Here is a 25,525-nt window from a genome sequence, read left to right on the forward strand (position 1 = left end):
AACTACCCGAGGGCGGCGACCTCGGCCGACTCGAGCGACCGGTAAGCTACACCGTTCGCCTCGAGGACGGATTCGAGTTCCTCGAGCCCGCGGTCGATATCGATCCCGATCCGATCGACGTGGGCGTCCGGGGACTCGCTCGGATCGGTCTCGAAGTGCGCGGTCAGCTCGAGCCCCTCCGGGTGGTGATACCCCCGCACGTGAACCTGCCACCACTCGTAACCGCTCGGGTGGTCGGCGACGTACTCGACGCGGCGGAGATTGCACACCTCCCCGAAGTACGCGAAGGACATGTCCCAGTTCGGCGCGAAATGGTGCTCTCCGAGCAGCCGTTCGACGTCGGACGACGACAGCGAGACGAGCAGCGCCGGCTCGAGCGGTTTCGGTCGCGTAAAAAAGCGCCCTCGCGCCGAGAGGAGCAGTCGTCTACAGTCGCGGAGCAGCGTATCCGTCAGATTCGCCCGGGAGAGGCGTCGTGGCATGTTGTGTACACCACCCAGAGGAGCCTAAAGGGATGGCCGCGTCGCAGTCGCCGAATCCGAGACGATCGGTTATACTCGTCGCTCGCGTCTCCCGGACCATGCCGACCGTTCGTCTCCTCGAGGGCGAGGACACCGACCGAATCGACGGACTGAGCGACGGACTGTTCGCTATCGTGCTGACGCTGCTGGTGCTTCAGTTTCAGATCCCCGACGTCCCCGCCGACAGCGCGGCCACGGAACTGCCCGCGGCGCTCGCCGATCAGGAGACGCTGCTGTTCAGCTACCTGCTGTCGTTCGGCGTCGTCGGCATCTACTGGATCGTCCACCACAACCTCTTCGAGCGGATCGAGCGCCACGACCGCGGGCTGCTGTACGGTAACCTCCTCTTCCTGCTGTTCGTCTCGTTTATCCCGTTCCCGACCGAACTGCTCGGGATCTACGGGACACAGTTCGCGTGGACGCTGTACGCGTGCAACCTCGCGCTCGTCGGTCTCTCGCTGACGGCGCTCTGGTGGTACGCCTACCGTCGCGGGTTCACGACCGACGAGATCACGCCGCGGGTCGGTCGTACCGTCGCGACCCGGGGACTGATCGGACCTGCCGTCTTTCTCCTCTCGATCGCCGTCGCCGCCGTCAGCCTCACCGCGGCGTTTCTGACGCCGATCCTGATCGTTCCGCTACAGGCACTGTGGGTGCGTCGGTTTCGCAGCTCTTGACGACGGACGATGAGTCGCTCAGGGCCGCGTCATCACGAGCGTGAGCACGAACAGCCCGGCGGCGACCGCGACGACGGTCGTGAGACTGACCTCGACCAGCCCGACGACCGCCGCGCCCGCGACGATCATCCAGCCGAACAGCAGCGACAGCACCGCGTTGAGAACCAGCAGCACGCGCGGATCGCCCTTGGAGGACTCGAGTCCCTCGCGGAACCCGTCCCGGTCGGCGTCGGGGTCGGCCATACCCGAGTAGGCGAACGTCGCTCACTTAGCCGTTTCCGTCGCTCGTCGAGGCCGACACTTATGCCGGCTCCGACGAACGACAGGGTATGCGGGAAGTCACGGTCTCTCGACGGATCGACGCGACGGCGGTCGAACTCTCCTCGCGGTTCGATCCGCCGGCGATCGTCGAGGCCGAGGGGAGTTTCACCGTCGACCACGTTCACGACGAGGGCGACGCGACCATCGTCGTCGCCAGCGGGCCCGGCATACGGCTCCCGCTCCGGTTCGAGTACCGCGACGACGCCCTCTACTACACCCAGGAGGGCGAGCAGGGCCCGTTCGACCACATGGAGACCTGGCTCGAGTTCGACGAGCGCGAGGACGGCACCGAGATTCAGTTTCGATCGTCGGTCTCACTTTCGGCCCCGCTGCCGTTCGGCGATCGGATCGCCGCCTGGAAGCGCAAGGGGGAACTCGAGCGCGCGCTCGAGGCGATGGCCGACGCGTTCTAGAGTTCTCGAGGCGGGAGCTGACTAGAGTTCTCGAGACGACGGCAGACGCGTTCTACGGTTCGCGAAGAACGACCGGCTCGTCGTCTATGTCCGGGAAGGGATTCTCGAGCGCTTCCGCCCGCTCCCACTCGTCGTCGGTGACCAGACAGTTCCGGAGCTGCGAGCGCAGCGATTCGTCCTCGAGGTCGGTCCCGATGAACACGAGTTCGGTCCGGCGATCGCCGTGCTTGTCGTGCCACTCGAGGTCGGGGCGGTTCGATCGGTAGAGGTCGCGTTTCACCTCCGGCAGCGCGGCGATCCAGGGGCCCTCGCTCGTCGCCCGAACCGACGGGCCGGCCTGGGAGAGGTCGACCCTCGCGTCGCTGCCGGCGACCCACGCGACGCCCTTCGATCGGACGATGTCGTCGGGCAGCTCCCGGAGGAACGCAGCGAAGCGCTCGGGGTGGACCGGGCGCCGCTCCCGGAACGTCAGCGAGTCGACGCCGTAGACCTCGTCGGGGTGGCGGTGATCGTGGTGGTCCTCGTCGTGATCGTGACTGTGGCCGCCGTGTCCGTGACCGCGGTTGCCGGCTTCGGTCCTCTCGCTTTCGTCCTCATCCTCGGCGCCCTCGAGCGCCCGCTGCCACCCCGCACCCTCGCCCAGCTGACCGGGGTCGAACAGGTCGACGCCGAGCAGGTCGTTGGGGTCGATCGCGCTGAACTCCGTTCTTCGAAGTTCGGCGTCGGGCCGCAGCGCCCGGACCAGCGCCTCGGCCTCCTCGAGCTCCGCGGGCTCGCAGAGGTCGGCCTTGTTGAGCAGGACGAGGTTCGCGACCTCGAGCTGTTCGATCAGTAGATCCGAGAGGGGGCGGTCGTCCTCGTCGGGGTCGGTGCGTCGTTCGGGGACGTCCTCGCCCGCGAAGGCGTCGAGAAAGAGCCGAGTGTCGAGCACCGTCACGAGCGCGTCGAGCTCGTAGCGGGCGGCGACCCGCGAACTCGTCGTAAACAGCCGCGCGACGGGTTCGGGCTCGGAGATCCCCGAGGACTCGACGATCAGGTGATCGAACGAGCGCTCGCGGGCCAGACGGACGACCGCCGTCTCGAGGTCGTCCTGGAGCTCACAGCAGATACAGCCGTTCGAGAGCTCGGCGACGCCGCCAGCGTCGAGATCCGATCCCTCGGCGACGAGTTCGGCGTCGACGTTAACCTCGCCCATGTCGTTGACCAGGACCGCGAGCTCGCGGTCGCCGGCGTTGCGAAGCAGGTGGTTGAGCAGCGTCGTCTTGCCGGCGCCGAGGCTCCCCGAGAGGACGGTGACGGGAATCGATGACATACGGGCGTGTTGGAACTCGGCGACTAAGGTGCGTCGGCTCGAGGACGGCCGGAGCACGACACCTTTTAGCCTCGAGCCCCGAGGATCATCGACAATGACGCTCGCCGACCGGATCGCGCGGTTCCGAGAAATCCTCGAGGAGTGGCTCCGCGGGCTCTACCACGGGATGATTGCTCACCCGGCCTACGAGAAGATCGAGGCCGAGGCCGAGGACCAGGAGGACGCGTTTATGCTGGCGTGTTTCCCCGACGCCTTCGGCATCCCGAGCCCAGTGTCGTACTACACGGCCGAGCTGTTACCCTACCTCGAGGACGAGTACGAGGCCTGGCAGCGACGGCTCTGGGATCGGGGATCGGTGATCGAGCGCAAGGGCCACCAGTACCACTTCTGATGACGGAGTTCGTCTTCTTCGGCGGGAAGGGCGGGGTCGGCAAGACGACCGTCTCGAGCGCGTACGCCCTCGAATGCGTCGAGGCCGGGCTCGAGACGCTGGTCGTCTCGACGGACCCGGCCCACAGCACGGCCGACGTCTTCGATCAGGAGTTCGGCGACGAGCCTCGCCCGGTAGCGGGGTACGACGGGCTCTCGGCGCTCGAGATCGATCCGGAGCGGGAGGTCCAGGACCACCTGCAGGGGCTGAAACGGCAGCTGAACTCGCAGCTGTCAGCGGCGATGGTCAACGAGGTGGACGTCCAGCTCGAGATGGCCCACCAGACGCCGGGCGCCTACGAGGCCGCGCTGTTCGATCGGTTCGTCGACGTGATGCGGTCGGCCGAGCCCTACGACCGGGTCGTCTTCGACACCTCGCCGACGGGGTCGACGCTGCGACTGCTCGCCCTGCCGGAGCTGCTCGAGAGCTGGATCGAGCGGCTGATGGACAAACGCGAGCGCAGCATCGACCTCTACGAGAAGGCCGCGATCGGCAACCAGGAGCCGCGGCGGGTGATGGACGGCGATCCGATCCTCGCCCGACTGCGAGAGCGCAAGGAACGGTTCGAGTTCGCGGGCGAGACGCTGCGCGAGAACGCCGGCTTCTACCTGGTGATGAATCCCGACGAGCTCTCGATCCGGGAGACCGAGCGCTCGCTCGAGACCCTCGACGAGGCAGAGCTTCCGGTTCGTGGGCTCGTAATCAACCGGCTAACGCCCGAACCCGAATCCCACGAGGAGGGACGGGGCGCTCGCTACCTCCGCCAGCGGGTGGCGACCGAACGCGATCGCCTCGAGCGAATCGAGGACGACCTCGACGCACCTGTAGTCGCGACCATCGAGACCCGCGTCGAGGAGGTGCGGGGGAGCCTGCTTGAGGACGTCGCGGCCGACCTCGAGATCGACGTCGACGCGAGTGCGGGCGAGCGCGCGCGAACCGAATGAGGACTGCTGGCGGGGGCCGGCGACCTCGTTTCGTCGCCCACGTGTCGGACTTCTCACCTTCTTTGGAATAAATCCTTCACAAATGTGTCGCAATTTGCTGCTCTCGTGCGTGATCTGAACTCAATGAATTATATTTATAGTGCCTCCGCGCAACCACCCGTCCGAGAAAGGATACCATGGTAGGTGTAATTTGGATCGTGGCACTGGTGCTGACGACGTTTACCGTCTCGTACATCGCGTACGGACGGTACCTGTCGCAGTTCGTGGGGCTCGACGACAGTCGGGAGACGCCAGCACACAAGTATCGCGACGGACAGGAGTACGTACCGGCGAAGAAGCCGGTGCTGTTGGGGCATCATTACTCGAGTATCGCGGGCGGCGCGCCGGTCGTCGGACCGATCACGGCTGCACTGATCTGGGGATGGGTCCCGGCGGTGCTGTGGGTCGCGATCGGCAACCCGCTGATGGGGGCGGTCCACGACTTCGTCTCGCTGTCGAGCAGCCTGCGACACGAGGGGAAGTCGATCGGCTACATCATCGGACAGTACGTCGGTGAGCGCGGGAAGAACATGCTGCTGTGGTTCGCGTTCCTGTTGACGATCCTCGTGGTGGCGGTGTTCGCACTCGTTATCGGGGTCGTGCTGGACGCCTACCCGCAGGCCGCGACCGCGAGTCTACTGTACATCTCGCTGGCGTTCGTCTTCGGGCTCTGGCTCTACCAGCTGGGGCTCCCGTTCTCGGTTGGAACGGTCGTCTTCGTCGCAGGGGTCTTCGCGTCGGTCTGGGTCGGCATCCAGTACCCGCTCGCGCTCGTGCCGCCCGCGGAGGCCGGCGGCTACCCCGAGGGAACGATCGTGTTGCTCGACTCGGCGCCGGCGTTTATCCCGGCGCTGCTCGAGAGCACCAACATCGGCGCCTGGGTGCTGGTGATGCTCGTCTACGGTGGTGCCGCGAGCGTCCTGCCGGTGTGGATGTTGCTCCAACCCCGTGACTACCTCTCGTCGTTCCTGCTGTACACCGGGGTCGGCGGGGGACTGCTGGCGGTCATCGTCGGCACGCTCATCACGGGAATGGGCACCGACGCGGTTCATCCCGAGACAGGCAACCAGCTGGACCTCGACATCGCGATCGGCGCCTGGTACGGCTTCTTCGGCGAGGGCGGTCCTCTCGCGGCCGAGGGGCTCATCCCGCTGATGCCGCTGTTCCCGCTGCTCTTCCTCACCATCGCGTGTGGAACCATCAGCGGCTTCCACTCGCTGGTCTCGTCGGGGACGACCTCGAAACAGCTGAACAAGGAAAGCGACGCCAAGCTGATCGGCTACGGCGGCATGCTGGCGGAGGGACTGCTGGCTGCGGTCGCGCTCTGCGCCGTGGCGGTCATGGCGATCCCTGCCGCCGACGGCGGAATCGGACTCGCGTTGCCGAACTTCGCGACCGGTGGCGGCGCGATCCTCACTACCCTGGGGATTCCCTTCCAGTATGCCGCGCCCTTCATGGCCCTCGTGCTCGCGAGCTTCCTGCTGACGAGCATGGACACGGCGGTCCGACTGGGTCGATACATGGTCGAGGAGATCGTCGGCACGCCGGAGACGCAGGTCGAGGAGTACGCGGCGAACCGCTACGTCAACACGTCGATCATCGCCGTCGTCGCGTTCTTCCTGCTCGGCAGCGGTCGGTGGGAGGACCTCTGGACGCTGTTCGGCGGCGCGAACCAGCTGCTGGCGTCGCTGGCGCTGCTCACCGGTACCGTCTGGCTCGCGAACTGGGACCGGTCCAAGCAGCTGATCTCGACCGGCGGCCCGATGGTGCTGATGGGGTTCATCACGACGATCGGCCTTCTCTGGGTCGGACTCTACCAGATCCTCGCCGGGCGACTACTCGGCATGACCGCCGAGGCCGAGACGGATCTGCTCGGACAGTCGTCAGCGGTCGCCCAGTTGGTCATCATCGCCGTTCTCATCTGGCTCGCGGTGTCGCTGTTCAAGATCGGCTACGACAACCTCCAGGCGCTCGAGGAGGGGGACGACGGCGTCGCGGCCGACGTCGGTGCCGACGACGACTGATCGCGCGGGCCGCGCTTTTTTCGTTTCGCGATCGACCAGCGGCGTCGCTCGGGAGACGGTGACTCGAACGTATCGACCGCACTGATGGTGACGACTACAGCTGCAGCCGCCTCGAGAGCAGATCCAGAACGCCCGGCTCCTCGTATTCGATCGGCTCCCAGAGGCGGAAGGCGGTCGCGACGTCGGCGTTCTCGCTTGCGACCAGCTCCTCGTCGTCGGGTGCGGCGACGACGAGGTTGATCTCGTAGTGGCCGTTGTAGCCGAACTTCAGGAGGGTTCGGCCGTCGAAGCCGGCGATGCGCTCCCGGACCGGATCGGGGATCGACGGCACGATAGCGACGAACGTGAAGTCGGTCGAGAAGTGTTCCTCGTCGGTGTCGATCCACTCGTCGGCCAGGCGCTCGCCCAGCTCGACGAACCGATCGAGCGCCCGGTCGTCGACGCGCTCGAGGCGCCGCACGAACAGGTGCTCGGTCGAGCCGTGCTCGCCGATCGAGATCGAGGGGTGGAGGAAGTGTTTCTGGCTCCGCAGCTCCATCCGGCCGTACAGCGTGAAGCGCTCGCCCTCGACCCGGTACTCCTTCTCGAGGTCGTAGTTGTGCAGCAGTCGGTCGCTCACCCGGTCGACGTACTCGTCGTCCCAGTCAGGTACGTCCGCAGGGCGCTCGCCCGACGGCTCCTCGAGGTCGGACTCCGGCGGCCCGTCGGTATCCATGGTTGGAGATACCACGGCGAGGCCAAAAACTCGTCGGCATCGGCGGGCGGGTACGCTTTAGTCGCTCGAGAGCGTGTCTCTGATATGGCCAAAGACCGCGAGTCCTGCGGTCGCTGCGGGATCTCGAGCGCGCTCGAGGCGACCAACGCCGACCGCGACGACGAGGAGCGCGCCGAGCGCGATCCGTACGGGGAGGCTCGCATCGAGATCGACGAGGACGAACTCAGGCGCCTCTCGCCGGGCGCCTGGCTCTCGGGGGTCGCCGAGCGGCTCGGATCGATCGGCGATCGGCTCGCCTGGGGTCGCTGATCAGTTGGTCGTGATGACCTCGAGGACGTCTCGCGATTCGACCGCGTAGTCCTTGCCGAGCTGGCGGTTCGATCGACAGTCGATCGCGTGGAGGAAGCCGTCGCCGATATCCGAGTGGAGACTGTAGGCGAACTCCTCGGCCGTCGATTCGGGCGGGATCAGGTAACAGTCCGGCAGCACCTCGCCGCGCTCGTTGCCCAGGCCGTTGGCGCCACCCGGGAACACCGGGACGACGCCGAGGACGTCGAACAGCGCCGTCTCGAGGGCGGCCTGGACGCCCGTCGCGCCGTAGCGCTCGAGGAAGTCGCGGATCTCCTCGAGGCCCTGTTCCTGCTCGCTCGAGACGTCCCCGACGATCTCGAAGTCGTCGTCGCCGGGTCGGTAGTCGACGACGCCGGCCTTGTCTGCCGACTTCAGTGCCTTCTCGGCGTGGGCGCTACAGGGGACGATCGTCAGGTGGTCGTAGTCGGGATCGCTCGTGATCTCGTCGTAGTTCTCCTGGGCTTCCGGCGTGTCCATCTTGTTCGCCGCGATCAGCATCGGCTTGGTCTCCGTGCGGATCTCGCGGGCGAGCGTGAGCCTGTCGTCGGCGTCCCACTCGGCGGGGTCGAAGCCGATGTCGACGCGACGGATCAGGCGCTTGATCTCGTCCTCGTTTGTCTTGAACGCGCTCATCTGTTCGGCGAGCTCCTCCTCGATTGCGTCGTCCTCGGTCGTGTAGCCGGACTCGTAGCGCTCGATTCCCTTCTCGAGGATGCCCAGATACCACTGGTCGAGTTCTTCTTCGAGGAAGTCGATGTCGTCGCGGGGGTCGTGGCCCTCGGTGGGTTCGCCCTCGAGGTCGGTCTCGCCGGAGAAGTCGACGACGTGGACGAGCACGTCGGTCTCGTTGAGATCGGTCAGAAACTGGTTACCCAGTCCGTTGCCCTCGTGGGCGCCGGGGATCAGCCCGGCGACGTCGACGAGCTTCGTCGGGACGAACCGGGTGCCGTCGTCGCAGTAGCCGACCGACGGCGTACACTCCTCGTCGAACTCCGGGGCGGCACAGTCGACACGGACGTAGGCCTCGCCGACACTGGGGTCGATGGTCGTGAACGGATAGGCGCCCTCGGGGACGTCGTTCATCGTCGCAGCGTTGAAGAAGGAGGACTTGCCGACGGAGGGTTTGCCGACGAGTCCGATCCGATAACTCATTGCCTGGTCTGGTGCGGCGACGCCTAAACGGGTTTCTGTCCGGCGTCAGCGTGTCATGGAACGTCATATCAGATCGGCGGTCGGAAGAAGAGCTGAGGTTAGCTTACGATCGCGCGCCAGCTCCAGCCAGCCAGTGCGACGACTACGAGCGCGAGGACGCCGAAGGCGGCCCACTGGCCGGTTTCGGAGTCCGCAATCGGTGCGAAGACGTCGACGAGACCGGTCGCCTGCATCATACCGACGGCGAGCAAGAGCAGGGTGAGAATCGAGACGACGGCGATGCCGATCCAGTTGCGAGCCATCCACTTCCCCTCCCGTTCGGCTTCCTCCCTGTCGTTGGTCGGTTTTTCCGTCGGCTCCTTGTCGGGTTCGTCCATGCGTAGGTATAGCGGCGGTTCCGAGGAAACGGTTCCACCTGCAGGCTCCGGGTTTGGGAAGGACACCCGTCCGGGTCGAGGCTCGGAGACCCGTCAGCCGAGAACGTCCGCGAGCGCGTCCATCGTTCGCTCGACGCGGTCCACCCGAGCGTTATGGCCCATATGACCGATCCGGAGAACGTCGTCCTCGAGGTCGCCGAGCCCCGTCGCGAGCAGAACGTCGTGGTCCTCGAGCACCGCTTGCTGGAGCTCCGTTGCTCGGCCCTCGACCGCGAGGGCGGTGACAGTCGGCGAGCAGTCGGCCTCGCTGGTTGGGTACGGCTCGAGACCGAGGTCGGCCGCGCGGGATCGACACGTCGCCGCAGCTTCCTCGTGGCGCGCGAAGACGTCCTCGAGCCCCTCCTCGAGCAGCAGGTCGACCGCGGCGTCGAGCCCGTACAGGTTCGAGGCGAGGTGCGTGTAGGGGAACCACTCCTCCTCGGCGGCCGTTCGCCAGGGCTCGAGATCGGCGTACAGCGAGGGGTTGTTGACGGACTCCATGCACCTCCAGGCCCGGTCGCTGACGGCGCAGGTGGTCAGCCCCGGAGGCGCGCTGAGACACTTCTGGCTCGCACCGATACAGACGTCGATCTGCCCGGTCGGCACCGGCGTCCCGCCCAGCGAGGAGACCGCATCGACGATCGAGAGCACGTTGCGGTCCTCGAGAACGTCGAGGATGCCCTCGAGGTCGTTCAGCGATCCGGTTGGCGTCTCGCAGTGGACCATCGTCGCGACGTCGAACTCACCGCCTCTGTCGATGGCGTCCGCGACGACGTTGCCGTCGAGGGTCTCGCGCCAGGGCACCTCGCTGACGACCGCCTCGCCGCCGTAGTTCTCGACAAAGTCGGTGAAGCCGTCGCCGTAGAGCCCGTTCGAGAGACAGAGCACCCGGTCGCCGGGGCCGACCAGCGAGGCGACCGCCGCCTCGAGGCCGAGGATCCCCTCACCTCCGAGGACGACGACGTCACGGTCGTCACCGCCCGTCTCGTCGCCCGCTCCGTAGACGGTCTCGAGCTTGTCGGTCAGCGAGCGGTAGAACTCGAAAAACTCGGGCTCGAGGTCCGGATTCGGCGTCGGCTCCCCCATCGCCTGCCGGACGGGTTCGGGAACCTCGGTGGGTCCCGGCGTCATCCGCAGCCTGTCGTCTGACATAGCTTGATCGGGGGCTTCCGTCTAAATAAAGCTGGTCCGATCTCAGCCGCAAACTCCGTCGCGACGCCGACGGAGCCGCCCGCGGACGATCGGCGTCGCGGGAAAGATCCCGACCCCGACGCGCTCGAGGTCATCGACGGCGAAGGCGTCGTGACAGACGAACCGCTCGACGGTATCTCGGGTGAGCTGACAGCCGCCCGCGGCGCGGCTCCACAGTGGGTTCAACAGTTCCTGGCCCGTCGCCCGCCAGCCGTCCGCTCGGACGTGCTCGAGAAAGCGCAGTTCGCCGCCGGGTTTCAGCACGCGGGCGACCTCCTCGAGCGCGCGGTCGGGGTCAGCGATCGTACAGAAGACGAGACTTGAGAGGACGACGTCGACGCTGTCGTCGGCGTACGGCAGCGATTCGGCTCGCGCGTCCCGCAGGGTCATCTCGCAGCCGGCCTCGCGGGCCTTCTCGGCGGCCTGTCGGCGCATGTGTGGATCGGGTTCGATCGCCTCGTAGTCGATTCCGTCGCTCCCGTCGGCGACGTACGGGACGTTCGCGCCCGTTCCCACCCCGACGTCGAGAACGCGACCCGAGAGGTCCGCGGTCAGATACTCCCGGTGGGTCCTGAACAGCAGCCGGTCGGGGACGACGGTGTCGTAGACGGCCGCCACGAGTGGGTGGGCGATCTCCTCGGACTCCTGCGGATCGAGCATAGCGTCCCCGACTCGAGTGCGGGTCGACAAAAGCCTGGTTCCGGACGGTGCCGATCAGCGGATCGTATCCGGGATTCGATCGATGACGTCCGTCGCGAGGACCCCGGGACCGTGCTCGGCGGTCGCGAGTTCGCCGCTTTTCCCGAGGATCCACGCGCCGAGCTCGGCGGCCTCCTCGCGGTCGGAGCCCTGTCCCAGCAGCGAGGCGGTGATCCCCGCTAACGTGTCGCCCGTTCCGGCGACGGTCAGCGCCGAGGTCCCGGTTTCGTTTTTCGTTCGTTCACCGTCGGCGATGATCTCGTCGGTGTCTCCGGTGAACGTGAGGACGGCGCCGGTTTCCCTGGTAAACGCCTCGAGGGACTCGTAGGATTCGGCGATCGCGTCCTCCTCTGACTCGTTGGGGGTCAGTATCGCGTTCGAGAGGTCGGCCTCGAGGGCGGGTTCGATCGCGATGGCGTCGACGACGATCGGGACGTCGATCCGATCGATCGCCTCGCTGACCGCGCCGGGTTCGGCGTCGGCGAAGCCGGGGCCGATCACCATCGCGTCGGCCCACTCGCTGACCTCGACGACGCGCTCGACGGCGACGGCGTCGAACCGTTCACCCTCGTACTTGCTCGCGAGCAGGTTCGGATCGTGGCCCGCGACGATCTCGTAGATCTCCTCGGTGACCACCGCCCGAACGTGGTCGGAGCCGGTTCGAAGCGCGGCCCGACCGACGATCGCGGGCTGGTTCGGGTAGTCGACGCTGCCGGCGACGATACCGATACAGCCGTTGTCCGCCCCTGATTCCTCGGTGATGTTCGAGAGCGTCCGCTGAAGTCGTCCCATATCTTGTCGTTCGTCGGCAGCCGGGTAGCCGTTCGGCAGGCGTCTCCCGGTCGCCGGCGTACCGATCAGCGTGTGTGACGACAACGCATAGTACGTCGACGTCGTAGAACACCTATGTTCGCGAACCGATCCGACGCCGGCGACCGACTCGCGGCCGAACTCGAGGATCGCGGGATCGAGGCCGACGTCGTCCTCGGCATCCCCCGCGGCGCGCTCCCGGTTGCGCGCCCCGTCGCGGACGCCCTCGAGGCCGATCTCGACGTCGTCGTCGCCCGGAAGCTCGGTGCACCGTCGAACCCCGAACTGGCGATCGGCGCGGTCGCAAGCGACGGCAGCGTCTGGCTGAACGACGACCTCGTCGAACGCCTCGGCGTCTCGGAGTCGTACCTCGCGGACGTTCGCGAGCGAGAAGCGACGAACGCGCGGGGGAAAGCCGACCGGTACCGAGGCGGAGAGCCCCTGCCCGAACTCGCGGGAAAACGAGTCATCGTCGTCGACGACGGGGTCGCAACTGGGGCGACCGCGATCGCCTGTCTCAGACAGGTCCGCGAGGCCGGCGCCGAACGGGTCGTTCTCGCGGTTCCGGTCGGCTCGCCCGAGGCCGTCGCCGACCTCGAGTCGGAGGCCGACGAGGTGATCGCACTCGTCACTCCGGGGAACTTCCGGGCCGTCGGCCAGTTCTACCGTGAGTTCGGCCAGGTTACCGACGAGAAGGCGGTCGAATATCTCGAGGAACGGTAGCCGTCCGGTCGATCACTCGAGGGGTGTCCCCCGATTTCGCATATCCGCGCCGCAGCTGGGGCAGCTCCCGGGTGCCGTCGCGCTGACGACGACGGTCCCGCAGTCGAAACACTCGTATGTCGATTCCTCGTTCGGGTCGAGTTTGACGTCCTTCATGAGTGGTGTGACGAGCGGTTCGATCGAGCTCGTATACTAACAATAAAAGGGATATTAGGTTGAGCGTATCCGTCAGATAGCTAGCCCCTCAGCCCAAACGGGGTTCACTATTCAACCCCCGGCCGACGGCACCGCCGGGAGGCCGGTCTCCTCGAGCAGGACCGCGAACAGCGTTCGCTGGACCCGACGGACGTGGCGGTAGAACGCCGCCGACGAGATGCCGAGCGTCTCGGCGATCTCCGCCCCGGAGCGCTCGCGGGGCGACTCGAAGTAGCCGCCGTAGTAGGCCATCTGGACGACCTCGAGCTGGCGGTCGGTCAGCCGATCGAGCAGCTCCGAGCGCAAGTCCCGCGGGGCCGTCCGTTCGACGGTGCGCTTCGAGCGAAGCTCGACGTCGGTGAAGGCGTTCGCGACGACGTCGGCGCTGGCGGCGGGGTCGACGCTGCTCGGCACGTCGACGACCAGCCGGGTCGTCTCGGGCGTCGCCTCGAGCCGGTGGAGAACGATCCCGTGATCGGCGAGCCGCAGCGCCAGGAACGGCCGCGAGAGCTCGAGCAACACCGTCGACCCGTCGCCGTCGCCGACGGTCTGGGCGTCCTCGACGGCGACGAGATCGGTCGCGGCCGCCGCGACGTCCTCCGCGGCGGCCCCATCGACGGTGACGAACACCGCGACGGTGCCCTCGTGCTGGCGAACGCCGCCGTCGAAGGAGAGTACGCAGTCCAGCCGACGAGCCAACCGCGCGAAGACGAACTCCTCGTCGGCGACGTCGAACTCGAGGCGGGTCCGCGAGTCCGACAGCAGCGCGCGCTTGCGTTCGACCGCAGCGATCGCGGCGGCGATCGTCTCGCCGAGTTCCGCGAGCACCGCGCGGGTGGTGTCGTCGAACGCGTCGGGACGATCGGCGTAGACCGTCAACACGCCGTAGGTGAACTCGTCGTAGGCCAGGGGCACGGCGATGGCCGACTGGTAGTCCCGCGAGAGGGCGGCCCGGCGCCACGGCTCGTCGTGGAGCTCGTCGACGACGTTCGGAACGACCGTTACCTCTCGGCTGGCCGCCGTCCGGGCCGCGGGTTCAGTCGGTTCGGCGAGCGAGAGGGAGACGCTGTCGAGGTACTCCCGTCCCCGCCCGCTGCCGTCGTGGGCGCTCGACTCGAGGCGCTCGCCGGCGGCGTCTGCGGCCCCGATCCAGGCGAACGCGAACCGTTCGGCCGCCGTCAGCCGCTCGCAGACCGCGCGTTCGATCTCCTCGCGAGTCTCGGCGCCGACGAGCGCGGCGTCGATCTCCCGGATGATCTCGTTCATCCGGTTGAGGCGGGTGAGTTGCTGGTTCCGTCGCTTGAGTTCGCGGTCCCGATCGCGTAGGTGCCGCTCGCGCTCGACCCGGTCGAGGGCGGCCTCCGCGGTCGCCGCGAGCAGCTCGGTCAGCTCCCGCGAGACCTCGTCGAAGGCGTCGACCTCGGGCGAGCCGACGACGAAGACGCCGTGATCGCCCAGCGGAACGAACCCCACCGATCGCAGCTCCGTGGTCGGATCCGACAGCGTCGGCGACTCGCGAACGTCACCGAAGAACTGTGCCTCGCCGGTGAGGAAGACCTGTCCGGAGATGCTGTCGTCGTTCGCTCGTCTTGTCGGGAGCGGACCGTGCAGTCGGTCCATCCCCGACGAGGCCGCCACCGGCCGCAATACGTTCTCGTCGGTGTCGAACCGCAGCGCCGCGCTGGCCTCGAGATCGAGGACGTCGGTCGCGTCCGCGACGATCCGGTCGGCGATCTCGGGTTCGGTCTCGGCGTACAGCAGCTCGCGAGCGGTGCCATGTAGCGCCGTCAGCGCCTCCTCGCGGCGCTTTCGGGTGGTGATATCCCGACAGCTGTACAGCATCGTCCCGTCCTGGATCGACACCTCGCGGACGTTGACCAGCAGGCTGTGTTCCCGTCCCGCCCTGTCGGTCGCCGTACACTCGATGTTGGTCAGCACGCCCTCCGCGGCGAGGGCCTCGCGATCGAACAGCTCCGGTCCCAGGAGCTCGTCGATCGTTCCCATCTCGTGGATCTGGTCGTCGGTGTAGCCGAAGATGAAGTGGACGTTCGGACAGACGTAGGTGAACGCGCCCTCGTCGTCGGTGATGAGGACGGTATCGGTCATGTGGTTGAGCGTCACCCGGTGGAGCTCCTCGGACTGGCGGAGTTCGGTCTCGAGGCGGACGCGCTCGGTGACGTCGACCGCGCGGGCGAACAGCGAGACGACGGCTCCGGTTTCGTCCCGAACAGGCCGCACCGTAACGTCGAGGGTTCGGGGCTCCGTTCCGCGCCCGCCGTCGACGCTCACCTCGAGCTCCCGCCGGGCGATCGTTCCCGCCGCGGCCCGATCGATCGCCTCGCCGATCACCGCCTCGGATTCCCACCACGACAGCGTTGCGAACGATCGGTCTATGGACTCGTCTGCACCGGCATCAAGCGCCTCGAGCGCGGCCTCGTTGGCTCGACGGATCCGGCCGTCAGGGTCGAGGGTCCACGAGTAAGCGTCGGGGTCCGCGAAGATCGACTCGAACTGTCGGGCTCGCTCTCGGCGCCGGCGCTCGGCGGTTCCCGTCGAGAGCGCGCGGTCGATCGTCGACTCGAGTTCGTCCAGCCCGCAGAGGGGGAGGTACTCGGTCACTCCCGCGGCGACCGCATCGCTCGCGAGCCCCTCGTTGCCCTCTTCGGGGACGAGAACGACCGGCAACGCCGGATTGCACTCGCGGAGTCGTTCGAGCAGTTCGAGCCCGGTCGTGCCGTCGAGTCGCTGTGCGGTGACGACGCAGTCGATCTCGGTCGCCGACAGCGTCTCGAGTGCGGTACCGACGTCGGGGACCGAGCGAACCTCGTCCGACTCGAGTTCGCGGACGCGATCCGTGAGCGGCGTCTCGGCGCCGGTTTCGACGACGAGTAGTCGAGAATCGTCGCGAGTCCGTACGGAAGCCATTCGTTCGTCGCTTCGACCTCCGTCGGTGAGAACGTACCGATCGGTCGAACCGACAGCCGCTCTACGTCCACCTTTGTCGGGCCGGTCTCCAGACCGGCTCGATCGGCCGACCGAGCGGATGTACGGCCGTATCGACGGAGTCGACAGACAGCGAGCGCGTCCGTGCTCGCTGCGGTCGGTGAACGATCGGTAGTGCGGACTCCGTGTTTCACTCGTTTCGTGCCGTTTCACACGGTTCGGTGGGACGAAACCGAGTACCGATCCAGTAACGAGCCCCTGTGAACGGTTCTATTACTTTCAATATTTTATATCAACCAGGTATTGATATACAGCAGCTACGACGGACGTCGTATGATAAACCCTCGCCGACGAAGTGTGATCGCGGGCGGATTCGCGCTGGTCGCTGGCGATGCGATCACCGCCGTCGGCACTGGCGACGAGGCCGTCGGCGACGGAGCCGACACGAACTCGAACGAGAGCGGACCGGACGCCGAGGGATCCGACGAGGAGTCGGCCCACGAGGCCGTCGACAACCCCGATACCGCCGCGCCTACGCTCGAGCTGTCCGTCTCGCCTCCGGAGTCGGTCGCCACATCGGAGGGGCGCGCCGAGTTCCTGATTACGGTGGCCAACTGCGGCGAGGAAACGCGCTCGGTGCCGATCGCCCTCGAGGTCGGCTGCGTCGAGGACGAACTCGAGACGCCGTCGCTGGCTCCCGGCGAGCGTACCGACGCGTACGCGAGCTACACCGATCTTGACTCGGGCGCCCTCGAGTGGTCGGTCGCCGTCGGGACGGTATGTGAGCGCGGGACGCTGACGGTGACGTAACGGGGCGTCAACGATCGGGGAGTTCGAGCTCCTCCGGCGGCAGCCACTCGTCGCCGGGTTCGACGCGGCCGGCGAGCACCGCGTTGACGACGGCGCCGATCAGCAGACAGAGCGCGCCGAGGTAGACCCACGTCAGGATCAGCAGGACGGCGCCGGCGATCCCGAACAGCACGACGCTCTCGGAGGTNTAGGTCGCGATGTAGATCCGAAAGCCGACCGCCAGCGCCGCCCAGGTGACGGCGGCGAACGCCGTCCCCGGCAACACCTCCCGCACCGAGACGTCGGTCTGGGGGAACAGGTAGTACATCGGGAAAAACACGAGCGGAAGGGCGACGAGGAGCCCGATCGCGCTCGCAACCGCTGCGAGCAGCCCGCCCGCCTGGATCGGGAGGCTGACCCCGACGACGCCGACGAGCACGACACCCAGCGCGATCGTGACCGTCGCGAGCAGGCTGTTGACTGCGGTCACGAGCGTGACGGTCGTCACGCTCTCGACGTACGACTGGTGCTTTCGAGAGCCGTAGATGCCGGTAAACGCGCTGTTTATCGCCTGGAACGAACGGGCCGCACTCCACAGTAAGATGGCGAGCGCGAGCAGCGCCGCGCGGATTCGGTCGCCGCGGTCGCCGGCGATCTCCTCGAGATCCGCGTCGGCCAGCGCGTCCTCGAGGCCGAACGTCTCGGCGACGCCCTCGAGGATCGGCTCGAGCGCGTCGACGAGCGCCGCCCCGACGAGAACGAGGATAACCAGCGGTACCAGCGTGTTGAACGCGTGGTAGGCCAGTCCGGCCGACTTGACGCTGATCTGTCGTTCACGGGCGACGGCGGCGACGTGACGGCCCACCTCGAGCCAGCGTGATCCTCTCATCGACTACTCGGGACGAACTCGAGCGGCCCGGGGTAAAATAGCGTCGAGAGTTACTCGTCGGGGGCGATCGACTGGACGTGGCCGACGACGCCGCTTTGCAGCTCGACGCGGGGCCCGTCGGGGGTGTCCTCGTAGACGGTGCCGACCTCGCCGATCAGCGGCTCGGTGTCCTCGGAGTGGATGTCCTGATCCTCCTGTACGATCTCGACGGTCAGTCCCTGTCGTAGCTCCTCGGCGGTCGGGCGTTCGCTCGACATGGATAGTGGTGGGAGCGTGCGTTCGAAAAGGGTAGTGCCTGCATTCGCTTCGGGTCCCTGTCGGGGACGAGGCGGGCGTGGTGACGGGTTACGGAAGTTCGAGGAGAAAGCCCCGTGCTTTAGCACGGGGATGAATCCGACAAACGATGATACAAACCACCGAGGATAGCACGGCCTGATATTCCAACGAATACTTGAGATAGCACACCTAATTACAACTGTAATGGTCACGGTGACTGTCACCGCGAAGTTCCACAACCCATCCCTCTCACGGCGCAAAGAGTGGCAATACGCCACCCGACTCTACCGTGACACCAAGCAATTCTGCATCGACGGATGGGAGAACGGCGACTTCGGAAAATCCGTGACCACAGCCAGCATCGACAACGACCTCTACTCGGCTATTCAGAATCAAGCCATTCGAGAGGCGAAATCCGACCACAACGAGGACGGAGAGGTTCGATATCGAGAAAGTCAGCCGTTCGCCGTCAACAACCAGAACTGGGAGATCGACACGACCGAGAACGGCACAGTCGTCGTCGGCTTCCCGTGCGTCTCTCAATGGTGGTACACTCCGATAGAGGTGTACGACGACATTGCCGACCCCGTAGACCGACTGGCCGAAGGTGACGCCGACAAGACCCGTCTACAGGTCTACCGTCGCGGAGACGACTGGTACTGTACGTTCAACGCCGAGTACGACACCGACACGTCAGGTGAGATGCCCATCGGTGTCGATATTGGCGAACGACACATCCTCGCTGTGACCGCCTACGCTGAGGACGAATCGATGCTGGTGTCTGGTGGTGAGGCGAAGTACGTTCGACGCAAATATCGTTCCCTACGCGATTCGCTTTCGGAAGCGGGTGCGCTTCGCGCACGTAACCGTGTGGGTGACAAAGAACAGCGTCGGATTAAGGACTTAAATCACAACCTCTCCCGTCGTCTCATCACGTTCGCGGAGCAGTTCGAGAATCCTGTCCTTCGGATGGAAGACCTCGAAGGCATCCGCGAGAACAGTTCGTGGTCGGGAGTTCACTCGTGGCACTTCCACCAACTCCAACAGTTCATCACGTACAAAGCCGAACGTGCAGGTATCCGCATCGAGAAGGTCGATGCGTACCATACCAGCCAGCGGTGTTCGGCATGTGGTTCGATGGGAACCCGTGATGGCGACCACTTTTCGTGTTCGGAGTGTGGTCGTGGCCGCCACGCCGACCTGAACGCTTCGGAGAACATCGCACAACGGGAGGGTGAACCATGCACGGCGTAGCAGTTCGGCTGACGCGAACCGTGCTACCTCGCTGGTTGAATAGCCAGCTGTCTTTGACGCCCGCTGTATGCGGGGAGGAAGGCCCCATTGACAGGGCTACACGCGCTGGAAAGCACACCGTTGGTCACAACTCGGTGGCGACCATTGACGTTCCACGCGAAAGCGTACTTGAGAACCGAGGAAACGCGCAACCTGAATATCCCCTTCGGGGAATCCTCACCCTTTAGGGCGGGGAGGATGTCAATCGCCGTCGAACTCGAGGATCGCCGAGTTGATACAGTAGCGCTTGCCCGTCGGCTCGGGGCCGTCGTCGAAGACGTGGCCGAGGTGGCCTCCGCAGTTCGCACACAGGACCTCCGTTCGCTGCATCCCGTGGCTGTTGTCGGGGCGGGTCTCGACGCGGTCGTCGTCGACGTCCGAGAAGCTGGGCCACCCGCAGCCGGAGTCGAACTTCGTCTCCGAGTCGAACAGGGTGGCGCCACAGCCGACACAGGCGTAGCTCCCGTCTCCCTTGTGGTCGACGTACTCGCCGCTGAACGGCGCCTCGGTGCCGGCCTCACGGAGGATGCGGTACTGCTCGTCGGTGAGTTCCTCGCGCCACTCGCGGTCGTCGGTCGGCACGTCGGGTTCGTTGCTCATGTGGCCCCGTAAGACGGTGAGGGCCAAGAGTCTGTCTCCCCTATCGATGGGTCATGACGTCGGTGCTGCCACAGGTCGGACACTGGGTCATTCGTCCGAGCTTCGGAACCTCGAGTCGGACCCAGGCGTCGTCGCCGCCCGGCGCCTCGAACCCGCAGCTTCGACACCGCGACTTGCCGAGTGTGGATGCCATACGGTACCGTATGTCCGGGAGACCCATATAGCTTGATCCCGAGCCGGTTCGTGAGTCGAGACGCACAGATTGACGGTGCCCCGTCGCCAACGGAACGGTGATGACTGTGGCGCGAACCGTAGAGCTCGAGGGACACATCATCGACTCGGGGACGATGGGGGCCTGTTTCGGAGCCGTAATGGATATGGGCGGGGAGTTCGAGGTCGAGGAGTTCGACGTCGGCCGGCACAAACACGCCGAGACCTACTGCCGGATGCGGGTGATGGCCGACACCGAGGAGGAGCTGCGGGCGATCCTCCACGAACTCAACCAGCAGGGAGCGACGGTGGCCGATCCCCGGGACGCGACCCTCGAGGCCGCGCCTGGAGACGGGATCGTTCCGGTCGACTTCTACTCGACGACGAACCACCCGACGGCCGTCCGCGTCGACGGCGAGTGGCACGACGTCGAGGGCGTCGAGATGGACTGTGCGCTGGTCGTCGACCGCGCGGACGGCGTTCGGGTCCGGACGAAGGTACTGAACGCGATCGAGGCGGGTGACCTCGTCGTCACCGGCGAGACCGGGATCCGAGTCGACCCGCCCGAACGGCCCCGCAACGGCGGTGGCGGCTCGTTCGGGTTCATGCAGGGTGGGGTCTCGAGCGAGCGCCCCTCGGCCTCGCTCATCGAGGAAATCGCCGACGAGATGCGGGAGGTCAACGCCGAGGACGGCACCGTCCTCGCGGTCTGTGGGCCGGCGATCGTCCACTCGGGCGGGCGGGACGCACTGGCCGCCATCGTCAAATCGGGCTACGTCGACGCGATCAGTGCGGGCAACGGGTTCGCCGTCCACGACCTCGAGCGGGACCTGTACGGCACCTCGCTGGGCGTCGATACGGAGAGCTTAGAACACCCCCGAAAGGGCCACAAACACCACATCTACACGATCAGCGAGATCGCCCGCCTCGGCGGGATCGAGGAGGCCGTCGCGGAAGGGGTCGTCGACGAGGGCGTGATGTACGAGTGCGTCCGGAACGACGTCCCCTACGTGCTCGCGGGTTCGATCCGCGACGACGGCCCGCTGCCCGACACGATCACCGACTCGATCGAGGCCCAGGACGCGATCCGCGAACAGGCCCAGGAAGCCGACCTCGTGCTCATGCTCTCGACGCTGTTGCACTCCGTGGCCGTCGGCAACTGTCTCCCATCGACCACGAAGACCGTCTGTGTCGACATCAACCCCGCGACCGTCACCCAGCTACTGGATCGGGGCAGCGCTCAGGCGATCGGGATGGTCACCGACATCGGGGCGTTCATCCCGATGCTCGCGGACGAACTCCTCGAGGCGAGCTACGAGACGTAGCTCCTCAACGAACCGGCAACATCGTCCGCTTTTGGTCCCCTATCGCAAGGATTCCGCCGGGAGACCATCCCTGTGAGGGCTAGTAGTTTTATACGTATCTGTCGTATGAGCTATTCCTGATCGCCGTCGGGCGGCGCCCCGAGCGGGCAACCGTCGGACGGCCGGAGTCGCAAATGCAACAGGAACACATTGACGCGGGCAAGGCGATCCAGAAGCGGACCGGGAAGACCTTCTACCTCGCAACACGGTTTCTCCCCGAGCGGGTTCGCAACGCCACCCACGTCCTGTATGCGTTCTTTCGCATCGCGGACGAGATCGTCGACGACGCCGCGGACGTCCCGGCGGCCGAACAGCGCGCCGAACTCGAGTCGCTTCGCGCGCAGGCCCTCGGCCGCACCGAGCCCAACGATCCGGTTCTCGAGGCGTTTCGCGAACTCTGTGACCGGTACGGGATCGAGGATGCGGAGATCGAAACCTTCCTCGACGCGATGGAGTCGGACATCGAGACCGACCGGTACGAGACCTACGCCGACCTCGAGACGTACATGCGCGGCTCGGCTGCTTCCGTTGGCGTGATGATGACCGCGATCATGGAGCCCAACGAGCCCGAGACCGCCCTGCCCCACGCGGTCAAACTCGGCGAGGCGTTCCAGATGACGAACTTCCTGCGGGACGTCCGCGAAGATATCCTCGAGCGCGACCGCATCTATCTCCCTCAGGAGACGCTCCGGGCCCACGACGTTCCGGAGCGTCAGGTCGAGAATCTCGAGTACTCCGAGTCGTTTCGGGACGCGATGGCCGAGGAGCTGCGCCGAACCGAGGACCTCTACCGGGAGGGCGTCGCCGGCATTCGCTATCTGCCCGAGGACTGTCAGCTGCCGGTGTTGCTCGCGGCGGTGCTGTACGCCGAACACCACGCGGTGATCCGCAACCGGGAGTACGACGTGCTCTCGGCGGATCCCTCGCTGTCGACGGTACGCAAGCTCAAGTGCCTCGCAAAGACCCGCTGGCACTGGCACTGGAACCGCGACCCGGAGGCGGTGTTCGCCCGCGTCTCCGCAATTCCGGCCCTCGAGCCGGATCGACGCGGTCCGGAGCACGGCGACCGCATTCCGACGCGATAACAGTCCGGTTCCAGTGTTCTGAGCCACTCCCGAAAATCAGCGGAATGATAACTACAGATGTGAGTTGACCGGGGCAAATTCTATCGGAAAGCGGGATCGTTCACTGGGTCGCGCTCCACACCACATGTCGATCCCTCGTCAGGAACCGTTCGTACCAACGACGTCTCTCTTCTCAAGTACTATGTGATGTATTACACAAAGTCTGCTACATGAGTAGAGTTAACACCACACACGGAGTGAGTGTATTGAGCGTCCCGCGGGAGAAGGAGTAGGTTGCCGAGTTCTGTGCGAAGGACGCTCGCTACCGAGGTACTACCAATGCCCCAAGCAACACCGCCAAAAGAAGGGGAGGAAGTAGAGTTGGTCACGTCCGCGGACGGGACGGAAATCGCGTTCGAACGGACGGGGAGTGGGCCGCCACTGCTGCTCGTTCACGGGATGGTCGGCGATCGCGATAATTGGGAGGCGTTAGAACTCCGTTCTCCCCTTGCGGAACACTTCACGGTCTGTACGATGGATCGTCGTGGGCACGGCGACAGTGGTGGGGAGGGACCGTATGAAATTGAACGAGTCTTCGAAGATATCATCACCGTCGTGGAGGAAATCGAGGAACCGGTAGCGCTCTTTGGACTTTCGACCGGAGGAGTCTACGCGTTAGGAGCAGCATCACGAACCGACAATGTACGCGCATTACTCCTGTACGAACCCTCACTACAGTTCGGCCAGGGAGCGGAGGCTGCCGAGTCGTACACGGAGATGATGAGCCTGTTGGACACCGGAAAAGCCGAGGAGGCACTTCTGGTGGCGTTGGAAGACTTTGGACACCTCTCGTCGGAGGAGATCAATCTGATTCAATCATCACCGTTGTGGCAGGAGCAGATGGAGTTGGTTCACACCGTGCCATGGGAGATTGAAGCGATTACGGGATATGAGTTCGATCCGGATCAGTTTAGAAACATGAGTACACCAACCTTGTTGATTACGGGAAGCGAGTCGGCCCGCCCGTACAAGGACGGGATAAAACGGACCGAGGAGGCGCTCCCGGACGTTCACGTCGCCACAATTGAAGGTCACGGACATGCCGGATTAGCTACTGCATCGGAACGGTTCCTCGAGGAGGTACTCACGTTCGCCGGTGAATAGCTTAAACGCCCCCGATATCGGGGCTGTGATTTCGTTGTCTATCGGTTCGAACGATGAGTCATGAGCACGCAACACGATCCCCTCGAGCTCGACCAGGAGAACGCCCGCTTCGCCGCGACCGGACTTGCCGTCTGGCTGGCCCTGACGGTCCTCGCGATCGTCGTACTGCTCCTATTCGGACCGGCGATCAGCGCCATTTTCGTCTGAGCCGGTCCGAAACCGAACGCCGTTCTCGCGTCAATCCGATCAGCTCCCGCCCGGGAGCGCCGTCTTGATCATCTCGAGGTCGTACCGGTCGGTCCGGAACAGCCCCAGACAGAACAGTCCGGCGACCCCGGCGGCGATCCAGTTGCCGTAGAGCAGGTTGATCGAGCCCCACAGCAGGACGAAGCTGACCAGGTCATCGAGGATGAACACACAGGAGCGAACGCGCTCGAGCAGCGCCGCCCGGTCGAAGGCGAGATCGACGAGGACGACGGCGACGGTGCCCGAGATCGCCCAGCCGACGTAGTTCGAGAGAGGGACGCCGTAGTACCCGCCCGACTCGAACGCCCAGAAGCCGATCGCGACGGCCGCGGGATCGAGCACGAGGTCGATCGCGACGACGGCGGCGATCGCCGCGGGGATCCGGACGAGCGCCGACTCGGCCCGATCCCCGAGCACCAGCATCGTCAGCAGGTAGGCGTTGAGCACCAGCGGGATGAAAAACAGCGGCAGCGCCAGGGGCACCTCGCCGAGCAGCATCGGCCCCAGCTGGATCGTGTACTCGAAGGCGCCGTAGGGCCAGTCGGTCCGCACACCGACGATCTCGATCGCGTAGGTGTAGGCTGTCAGGAGTCCGAGACAGCCCGCGGCCCACCAGCCGATCCGGGGAAGGAGGCCGACGACCAGCGGCGAGCGCATCACGGCCGTCCCGAAGAGGATCAACAGGGGGTTGTACGCCAGCGGCTCCGGCAGGAGCCCCTCGGCGCTGGCGACCAGCGTGAGCGCACCGATCGCCGGAAATACCACCGCGATCGTAAACCGGTTCTCGCGGATGACGTCCTCGAGTCGCTGCTGGAGGTCGGCTCGGTTCCACTCGGTCGGTCGTCCCGTCGTCAGCTCATCCATACAGAATCACCCAGAGTCCGCCCATCGTCAACGCCGCACCGACGACCGTGTTGATCGCCGGGAACCACCAGTAGGCCCGATCGACGGCCACGCTCGAGGTCGCGATCGCGACGACGAGCAGCGGGTAGACGGTCATCGCCGCGCCGAGGCGGGGATCGAGCGCGGCGAACGCGAGCGCGCTCGCGAGCCAGCAGGCGCCGCAGTAGGCGTAGGTTCGGCTCTCGCCGAGAGCCGTCGCCGTCGTCCGAATCCCCGTCTTCCGATCGGGTTCGATGTCGGGGATCGCAGAGAAGGTGTGCATCCCCATCGCCCACAGCCAGCCGCCGACGACGGCGAGGACGGGCGGCTGCGAGCCCGCGACGGCGGCGTACGCCGCGGCGCCGGGCATGATGTAGAGCCCGTTCGAGACCGAATCGAGCAGCGGGGTCGTCTTGAACCGCAGCGGCGGGGCGCTGTAGGCCGCGCCGAGGACCAGAAACCCCGCGATCCAGGGCCAGGCCGCCCGCGGGACGAGCGGGAACAGCGCGAGTCCGAGTCCGCCCGTCAGCGCGACCGCGGGTGGGACCGTCCGCTGGCCTCGATAGCGCGCCTCGCGGTCCTCCTTCTTCGGGTTCGCCGCGTCGATCTCGCGGTCGAAGATGTCGTTGACGCCGTAGAGGAAGACGTTCGCCGGCACCAGGAAGTACAGGAAGAGAGCGATTGCGGCGGGCTCGAGCAGCTCCCCGACCGACGAGGCGCCGTAGGCGACCCCGACCAGTACGGGCCCGGCCAGATAGAGCCAGAACCGAGGCCGCGAGAGGACGAGCAGGTACGACAGCTCGTCGACGACGCCCCCGTTCGCGCCGGTCCCGTCGGCGGGGTTCGAATCGTCGGTCATCACTGCGGCGTCC

30 protein-coding genes are annotated in these 25,525 nt (G+C 65.9%); 13 read left to right on the top strand and 17 right to left on the bottom strand.

Going from position 1 to position 25,525, the window contains the following annotated elements:
• Positions 1-2: 2 nt before the first annotated feature.
• Complete coding sequence (locus C491_RS11885) at positions 3-482, bottom strand: hypothetical protein (RefSeq protein WP_005556523.1); 480 nt, start codon at positions 480-482, stop codon at positions 3-5.
• 98 nt (positions 483-580) lie between these two features.
• Between C491_RS11885 and C491_RS11890 the strand changes: the two genes are divergently transcribed.
• The gene (locus C491_RS11890) at positions 581-1,198 is read left to right on the top strand and encodes a TMEM175 family protein (protein ID WP_005556525.1); all 618 of its coding nucleotides are present in this window, start codon (positions 581-583) and stop codon (positions 1,196-1,198) included.
• 18 nt (positions 1,199-1,216) lie between these two features.
• On the opposite strand, the gene C491_RS11895 is transcribed toward C491_RS11890, so the two are convergent.
• The gene (locus C491_RS11895) at positions 1,217-1,441 is read right to left on the bottom strand and encodes a hypothetical protein (RefSeq protein WP_005556527.1); all 225 of its coding nucleotides are present in this window, start codon (positions 1,439-1,441) and stop codon (positions 1,217-1,219) included.
• 86 nt (positions 1,442-1,527) lie between these two features.
• Here C491_RS11895 and C491_RS11900 point away from each other — a divergent pair, with 86 nt between their 5' ends.
• The gene (locus C491_RS11900) at positions 1,528-1,932 is read left to right on the top strand and encodes a hypothetical protein (RefSeq protein WP_005556529.1); all 405 of its coding nucleotides are present in this window, start codon (positions 1,528-1,530) and stop codon (positions 1,930-1,932) included.
• Positions 1,933-1,984: 52 nt separating this feature from the next.
• On the opposite strand, the gene C491_RS11905 is transcribed toward C491_RS11900, so the two are convergent.
• Positions 1,985-3,244 carry a CobW family GTP-binding protein gene (locus tag C491_RS11905; protein ID WP_005556530.1) on the bottom strand — a complete coding sequence of 420 codons (1,260 nt, stop codon included), beginning with the start codon at positions 3,242-3,244 and terminating at the stop codon, positions 1,985-1,987.
• Positions 3,245-3,338: 94 nt separating this feature from the next.
• On the opposite strand from C491_RS11905, the gene C491_RS11910 reads away from it, so the two are divergent.
• From C491_RS11910 to C491_RS11920, 3 genes are all read left to right on the top strand, one after another.
• Positions 3,339-3,635, top strand: coding sequence for a hypothetical protein (locus tag C491_RS11910; RefSeq protein ID WP_005556535.1), 297 nt, complete (start codon positions 3,339-3,341; stop codon positions 3,633-3,635).
• Entirely contained in the window at positions 3,635-4,618 is a 984-nt protein-coding gene (locus C491_RS11915) for an ArsA family ATPase (protein WP_005556537.1), read from the top strand. The genes C491_RS11910 and C491_RS11915 overlap by 1 nt, the downstream gene beginning before the upstream one ends.
• A 176-nt stretch (positions 4,619-4,794) precedes the next feature.
• Positions 4,795-6,681: a carbon starvation CstA family protein gene (locus C491_RS11920; RefSeq protein ID WP_049891815.1), complete on the top strand. Its 1,887-nt coding sequence runs from the start codon at positions 4,795-4,797 to the stop codon at positions 6,679-6,681.
• Between the two features lie 94 nt (positions 6,682-6,775).
• Here the strand turns inward: C491_RS11920 and C491_RS11925 are convergent, their stop codons facing one another.
• The gene (locus C491_RS11925; RefSeq protein WP_005556543.1) at positions 6,776-7,396 is read right to left on the bottom strand and encodes a hypothetical protein; all 621 of its coding nucleotides are present in this window, start codon (positions 7,394-7,396) and stop codon (positions 6,776-6,778) included.
• A gap of 84 nt (positions 7,397-7,480) precedes the next feature.
• On the opposite strand from C491_RS11925, the gene C491_RS11930 reads away from it, so the two are divergent.
• Positions 7,481-7,705, top strand: a complete 225-nt coding sequence (locus C491_RS11930) for a cupin domain-containing protein (protein WP_005556545.1) — start codon at positions 7,481-7,483, stop codon at positions 7,703-7,705.
• Here C491_RS11930 and C491_RS11935 read toward each other — a convergent pair whose 3' ends face one another.
• The 5 genes from C491_RS11935 to C491_RS11955 all read right to left on the bottom strand — a co-directional run bounded on the left by C491_RS11935 (position 7,706) and on the right by C491_RS11955 (position 11,997).
• Positions 7,706-8,899 carry a redox-regulated ATPase YchF gene (locus tag C491_RS11935; RefSeq protein WP_005556547.1) on the bottom strand — a complete coding sequence of 398 codons (1,194 nt, stop codon included), beginning with the start codon at positions 8,897-8,899 and terminating at the stop codon, positions 7,706-7,708.
• Between the two features lie 98 nt (positions 8,900-8,997).
• Positions 8,998-9,276 carry a hypothetical protein gene (locus C491_RS11940; protein ID WP_005556549.1) on the bottom strand — a complete coding sequence of 93 codons (279 nt, stop codon included), beginning with the start codon at positions 9,274-9,276 and terminating at the stop codon, positions 8,998-9,000.
• Between the two features lie 93 nt (positions 9,277-9,369).
• Positions 9,370-10,467, bottom strand: a complete 1,098-nt coding sequence (locus C491_RS11945) for a pyridoxal-phosphate-dependent aminotransferase family protein (RefSeq protein ID WP_049891816.1) — start codon at positions 10,465-10,467, stop codon at positions 9,370-9,372.
• Between the two features lie 42 nt (positions 10,468-10,509).
• Positions 10,510-11,166, bottom strand: coding sequence for a class I SAM-dependent methyltransferase (locus C491_RS11950; protein WP_005556554.1), 657 nt, complete (start codon positions 11,164-11,166; stop codon positions 10,510-10,512).
• Positions 11,167-11,220: 54 nt separating this feature from the next.
• Positions 11,221-11,997 (bottom strand): NAD(P)H-hydrate dehydratase, encoded by a 777-nt coding sequence (locus tag C491_RS11955; protein WP_005556556.1) that lies wholly within the window; start codon positions 11,995-11,997, stop codon positions 11,221-11,223.
• A gap of 114 nt (positions 11,998-12,111) precedes the next feature.
• Here C491_RS11955 and C491_RS11960 point away from each other — a divergent pair, with 114 nt between their 5' ends.
• The gene (locus C491_RS11960) at positions 12,112-12,738 is read left to right on the top strand and encodes a phosphoribosyltransferase (protein WP_005556559.1); all 627 of its coding nucleotides are present in this window, start codon (positions 12,112-12,114) and stop codon (positions 12,736-12,738) included.
• A 12-nt stretch (positions 12,739-12,750) separates the two neighbouring features.
• On the opposite strand, the gene C491_RS22470 is transcribed toward C491_RS11960, so the two are convergent.
• Positions 12,751-12,894: a rubrerythrin-like domain-containing protein gene (locus C491_RS22470; protein ID WP_005556561.1), complete on the bottom strand. Its 144-nt coding sequence runs from the start codon at positions 12,892-12,894 to the stop codon at positions 12,751-12,753.
• A gap of 111 nt (positions 12,895-13,005) precedes the next feature.
• Positions 13,006-15,858, bottom strand: a complete 2,853-nt coding sequence (locus C491_RS11965) for a bacterio-opsin activator domain-containing protein (RefSeq protein WP_005556563.1) — start codon at positions 15,856-15,858, stop codon at positions 13,006-13,008.
• Between the two features lie 375 nt (positions 15,859-16,233).
• Here C491_RS11965 and C491_RS11970 point away from each other — a divergent pair, with 375 nt between their 5' ends.
• Positions 16,234-16,686, top strand: a complete 453-nt coding sequence (locus C491_RS11970) for a hypothetical protein (protein WP_005556565.1) — start codon at positions 16,234-16,236, stop codon at positions 16,684-16,686.
• A 7-nt stretch (positions 16,687-16,693) separates the two neighbouring features.
• Here C491_RS11970 and C491_RS11975 read toward each other — a convergent pair whose 3' ends face one another.
• Positions 16,694-17,554, bottom strand: a complete 861-nt coding sequence (locus C491_RS11975; RefSeq protein ID WP_049891818.1) for a YihY/virulence factor BrkB family protein — start codon at positions 17,552-17,554, stop codon at positions 16,694-16,696.
• A gap of 50 nt (positions 17,555-17,604) precedes the next feature.
• On the bottom strand, positions 17,605-17,811 hold the full coding sequence (locus tag C491_RS11980; protein WP_005556569.1) for a YwbE family protein: 207 nt from the start codon (positions 17,809-17,811) through the stop codon (positions 17,605-17,607).
• A gap of 223 nt (positions 17,812-18,034) precedes the next feature.
• On the opposite strand from C491_RS11980, the gene C491_RS11985 reads away from it, so the two are divergent.
• Positions 18,035-19,084 carry an RNA-guided endonuclease TnpB family protein gene (locus tag C491_RS11985; protein ID WP_005556571.1) on the top strand — a complete coding sequence of 350 codons (1,050 nt, stop codon included), beginning with the start codon at positions 18,035-18,037 and terminating at the stop codon, positions 19,082-19,084.
• 240 nt (positions 19,085-19,324) lie between these two features.
• On the opposite strand, the gene msrB is transcribed toward C491_RS11985, so the two are convergent.
• Together msrB and C491_RS23250 are read right to left on the bottom strand one after the other, a co-directional pair.
• Entirely contained in the window at positions 19,325-19,723 is a 399-nt protein-coding gene (gene msrB / locus C491_RS11990) for a peptide-methionine (R)-S-oxide reductase MsrB (protein WP_005556572.1), read from the bottom strand.
• A 40-nt stretch (positions 19,724-19,763) separates the two neighbouring features.
• Positions 19,764-19,916, bottom strand: coding sequence for a hypothetical protein (locus C491_RS23250; RefSeq protein WP_005556575.1), 153 nt, complete (start codon positions 19,914-19,916; stop codon positions 19,764-19,766).
• A 100-nt stretch (positions 19,917-20,016) separates the two neighbouring features.
• Between C491_RS23250 and C491_RS11995 the strand changes: the two genes are divergently transcribed.
• The 4 genes from C491_RS11995 to C491_RS23255 all read left to right on the top strand — a co-directional run bounded on the left by C491_RS11995 (position 20,017) and on the right by C491_RS23255 (position 23,732).
• Entirely contained in the window at positions 20,017-21,258 is a 1,242-nt protein-coding gene (locus C491_RS11995; RefSeq protein WP_005556577.1) for an ornithine cyclodeaminase, read from the top strand.
• A gap of 173 nt (positions 21,259-21,431) precedes the next feature.
• Entirely contained in the window at positions 21,432-22,382 is a 951-nt protein-coding gene (locus C491_RS12000) for a phytoene/squalene synthase family protein (protein ID WP_005556579.1), read from the top strand.
• Positions 22,383-22,700: 318 nt separating this feature from the next.
• Positions 22,701-23,525, top strand: coding sequence for an alpha/beta fold hydrolase (locus C491_RS12005; protein WP_005556581.1), 825 nt, complete (start codon positions 22,701-22,703; stop codon positions 23,523-23,525).
• A 60-nt stretch (positions 23,526-23,585) separates the two neighbouring features.
• Positions 23,586-23,732 carry a hypothetical protein gene (locus C491_RS23255; RefSeq protein WP_005556583.1) on the top strand — a complete coding sequence of 49 codons (147 nt, stop codon included), beginning with the start codon at positions 23,586-23,588 and terminating at the stop codon, positions 23,730-23,732.
• 39 nt (positions 23,733-23,771) lie between these two features.
• Here the strand turns inward: C491_RS23255 and cruF are convergent, their stop codons facing one another.
• Positions 23,772-24,635, bottom strand: coding sequence for a bisanhydrobacterioruberin hydratase (cruF, locus tag C491_RS12010; RefSeq protein WP_005556585.1), 864 nt, complete (start codon positions 24,633-24,635; stop codon positions 23,772-23,774).
• On the bottom strand, positions 24,628-25,512 hold the full coding sequence (locus C491_RS12015) for a prenyltransferase (RefSeq protein ID WP_005556587.1): 885 nt from the start codon (positions 25,510-25,512) through the stop codon (positions 24,628-24,630). Before C491_RS12015 ends, cruF begins: the two co-directional genes overlap by 8 nt.
• Positions 25,513-25,525 lie beyond the last annotated feature (13 nt).

The sequence above is a fragment of the Natronococcus amylolyticus DSM 10524 genome (assembly GCF_000337675.1).
GTDB lineage: Archaea > Halobacteriota > Halobacteria > Halobacteriales > Natrialbaceae > Natronococcus > Natronococcus amylolyticus.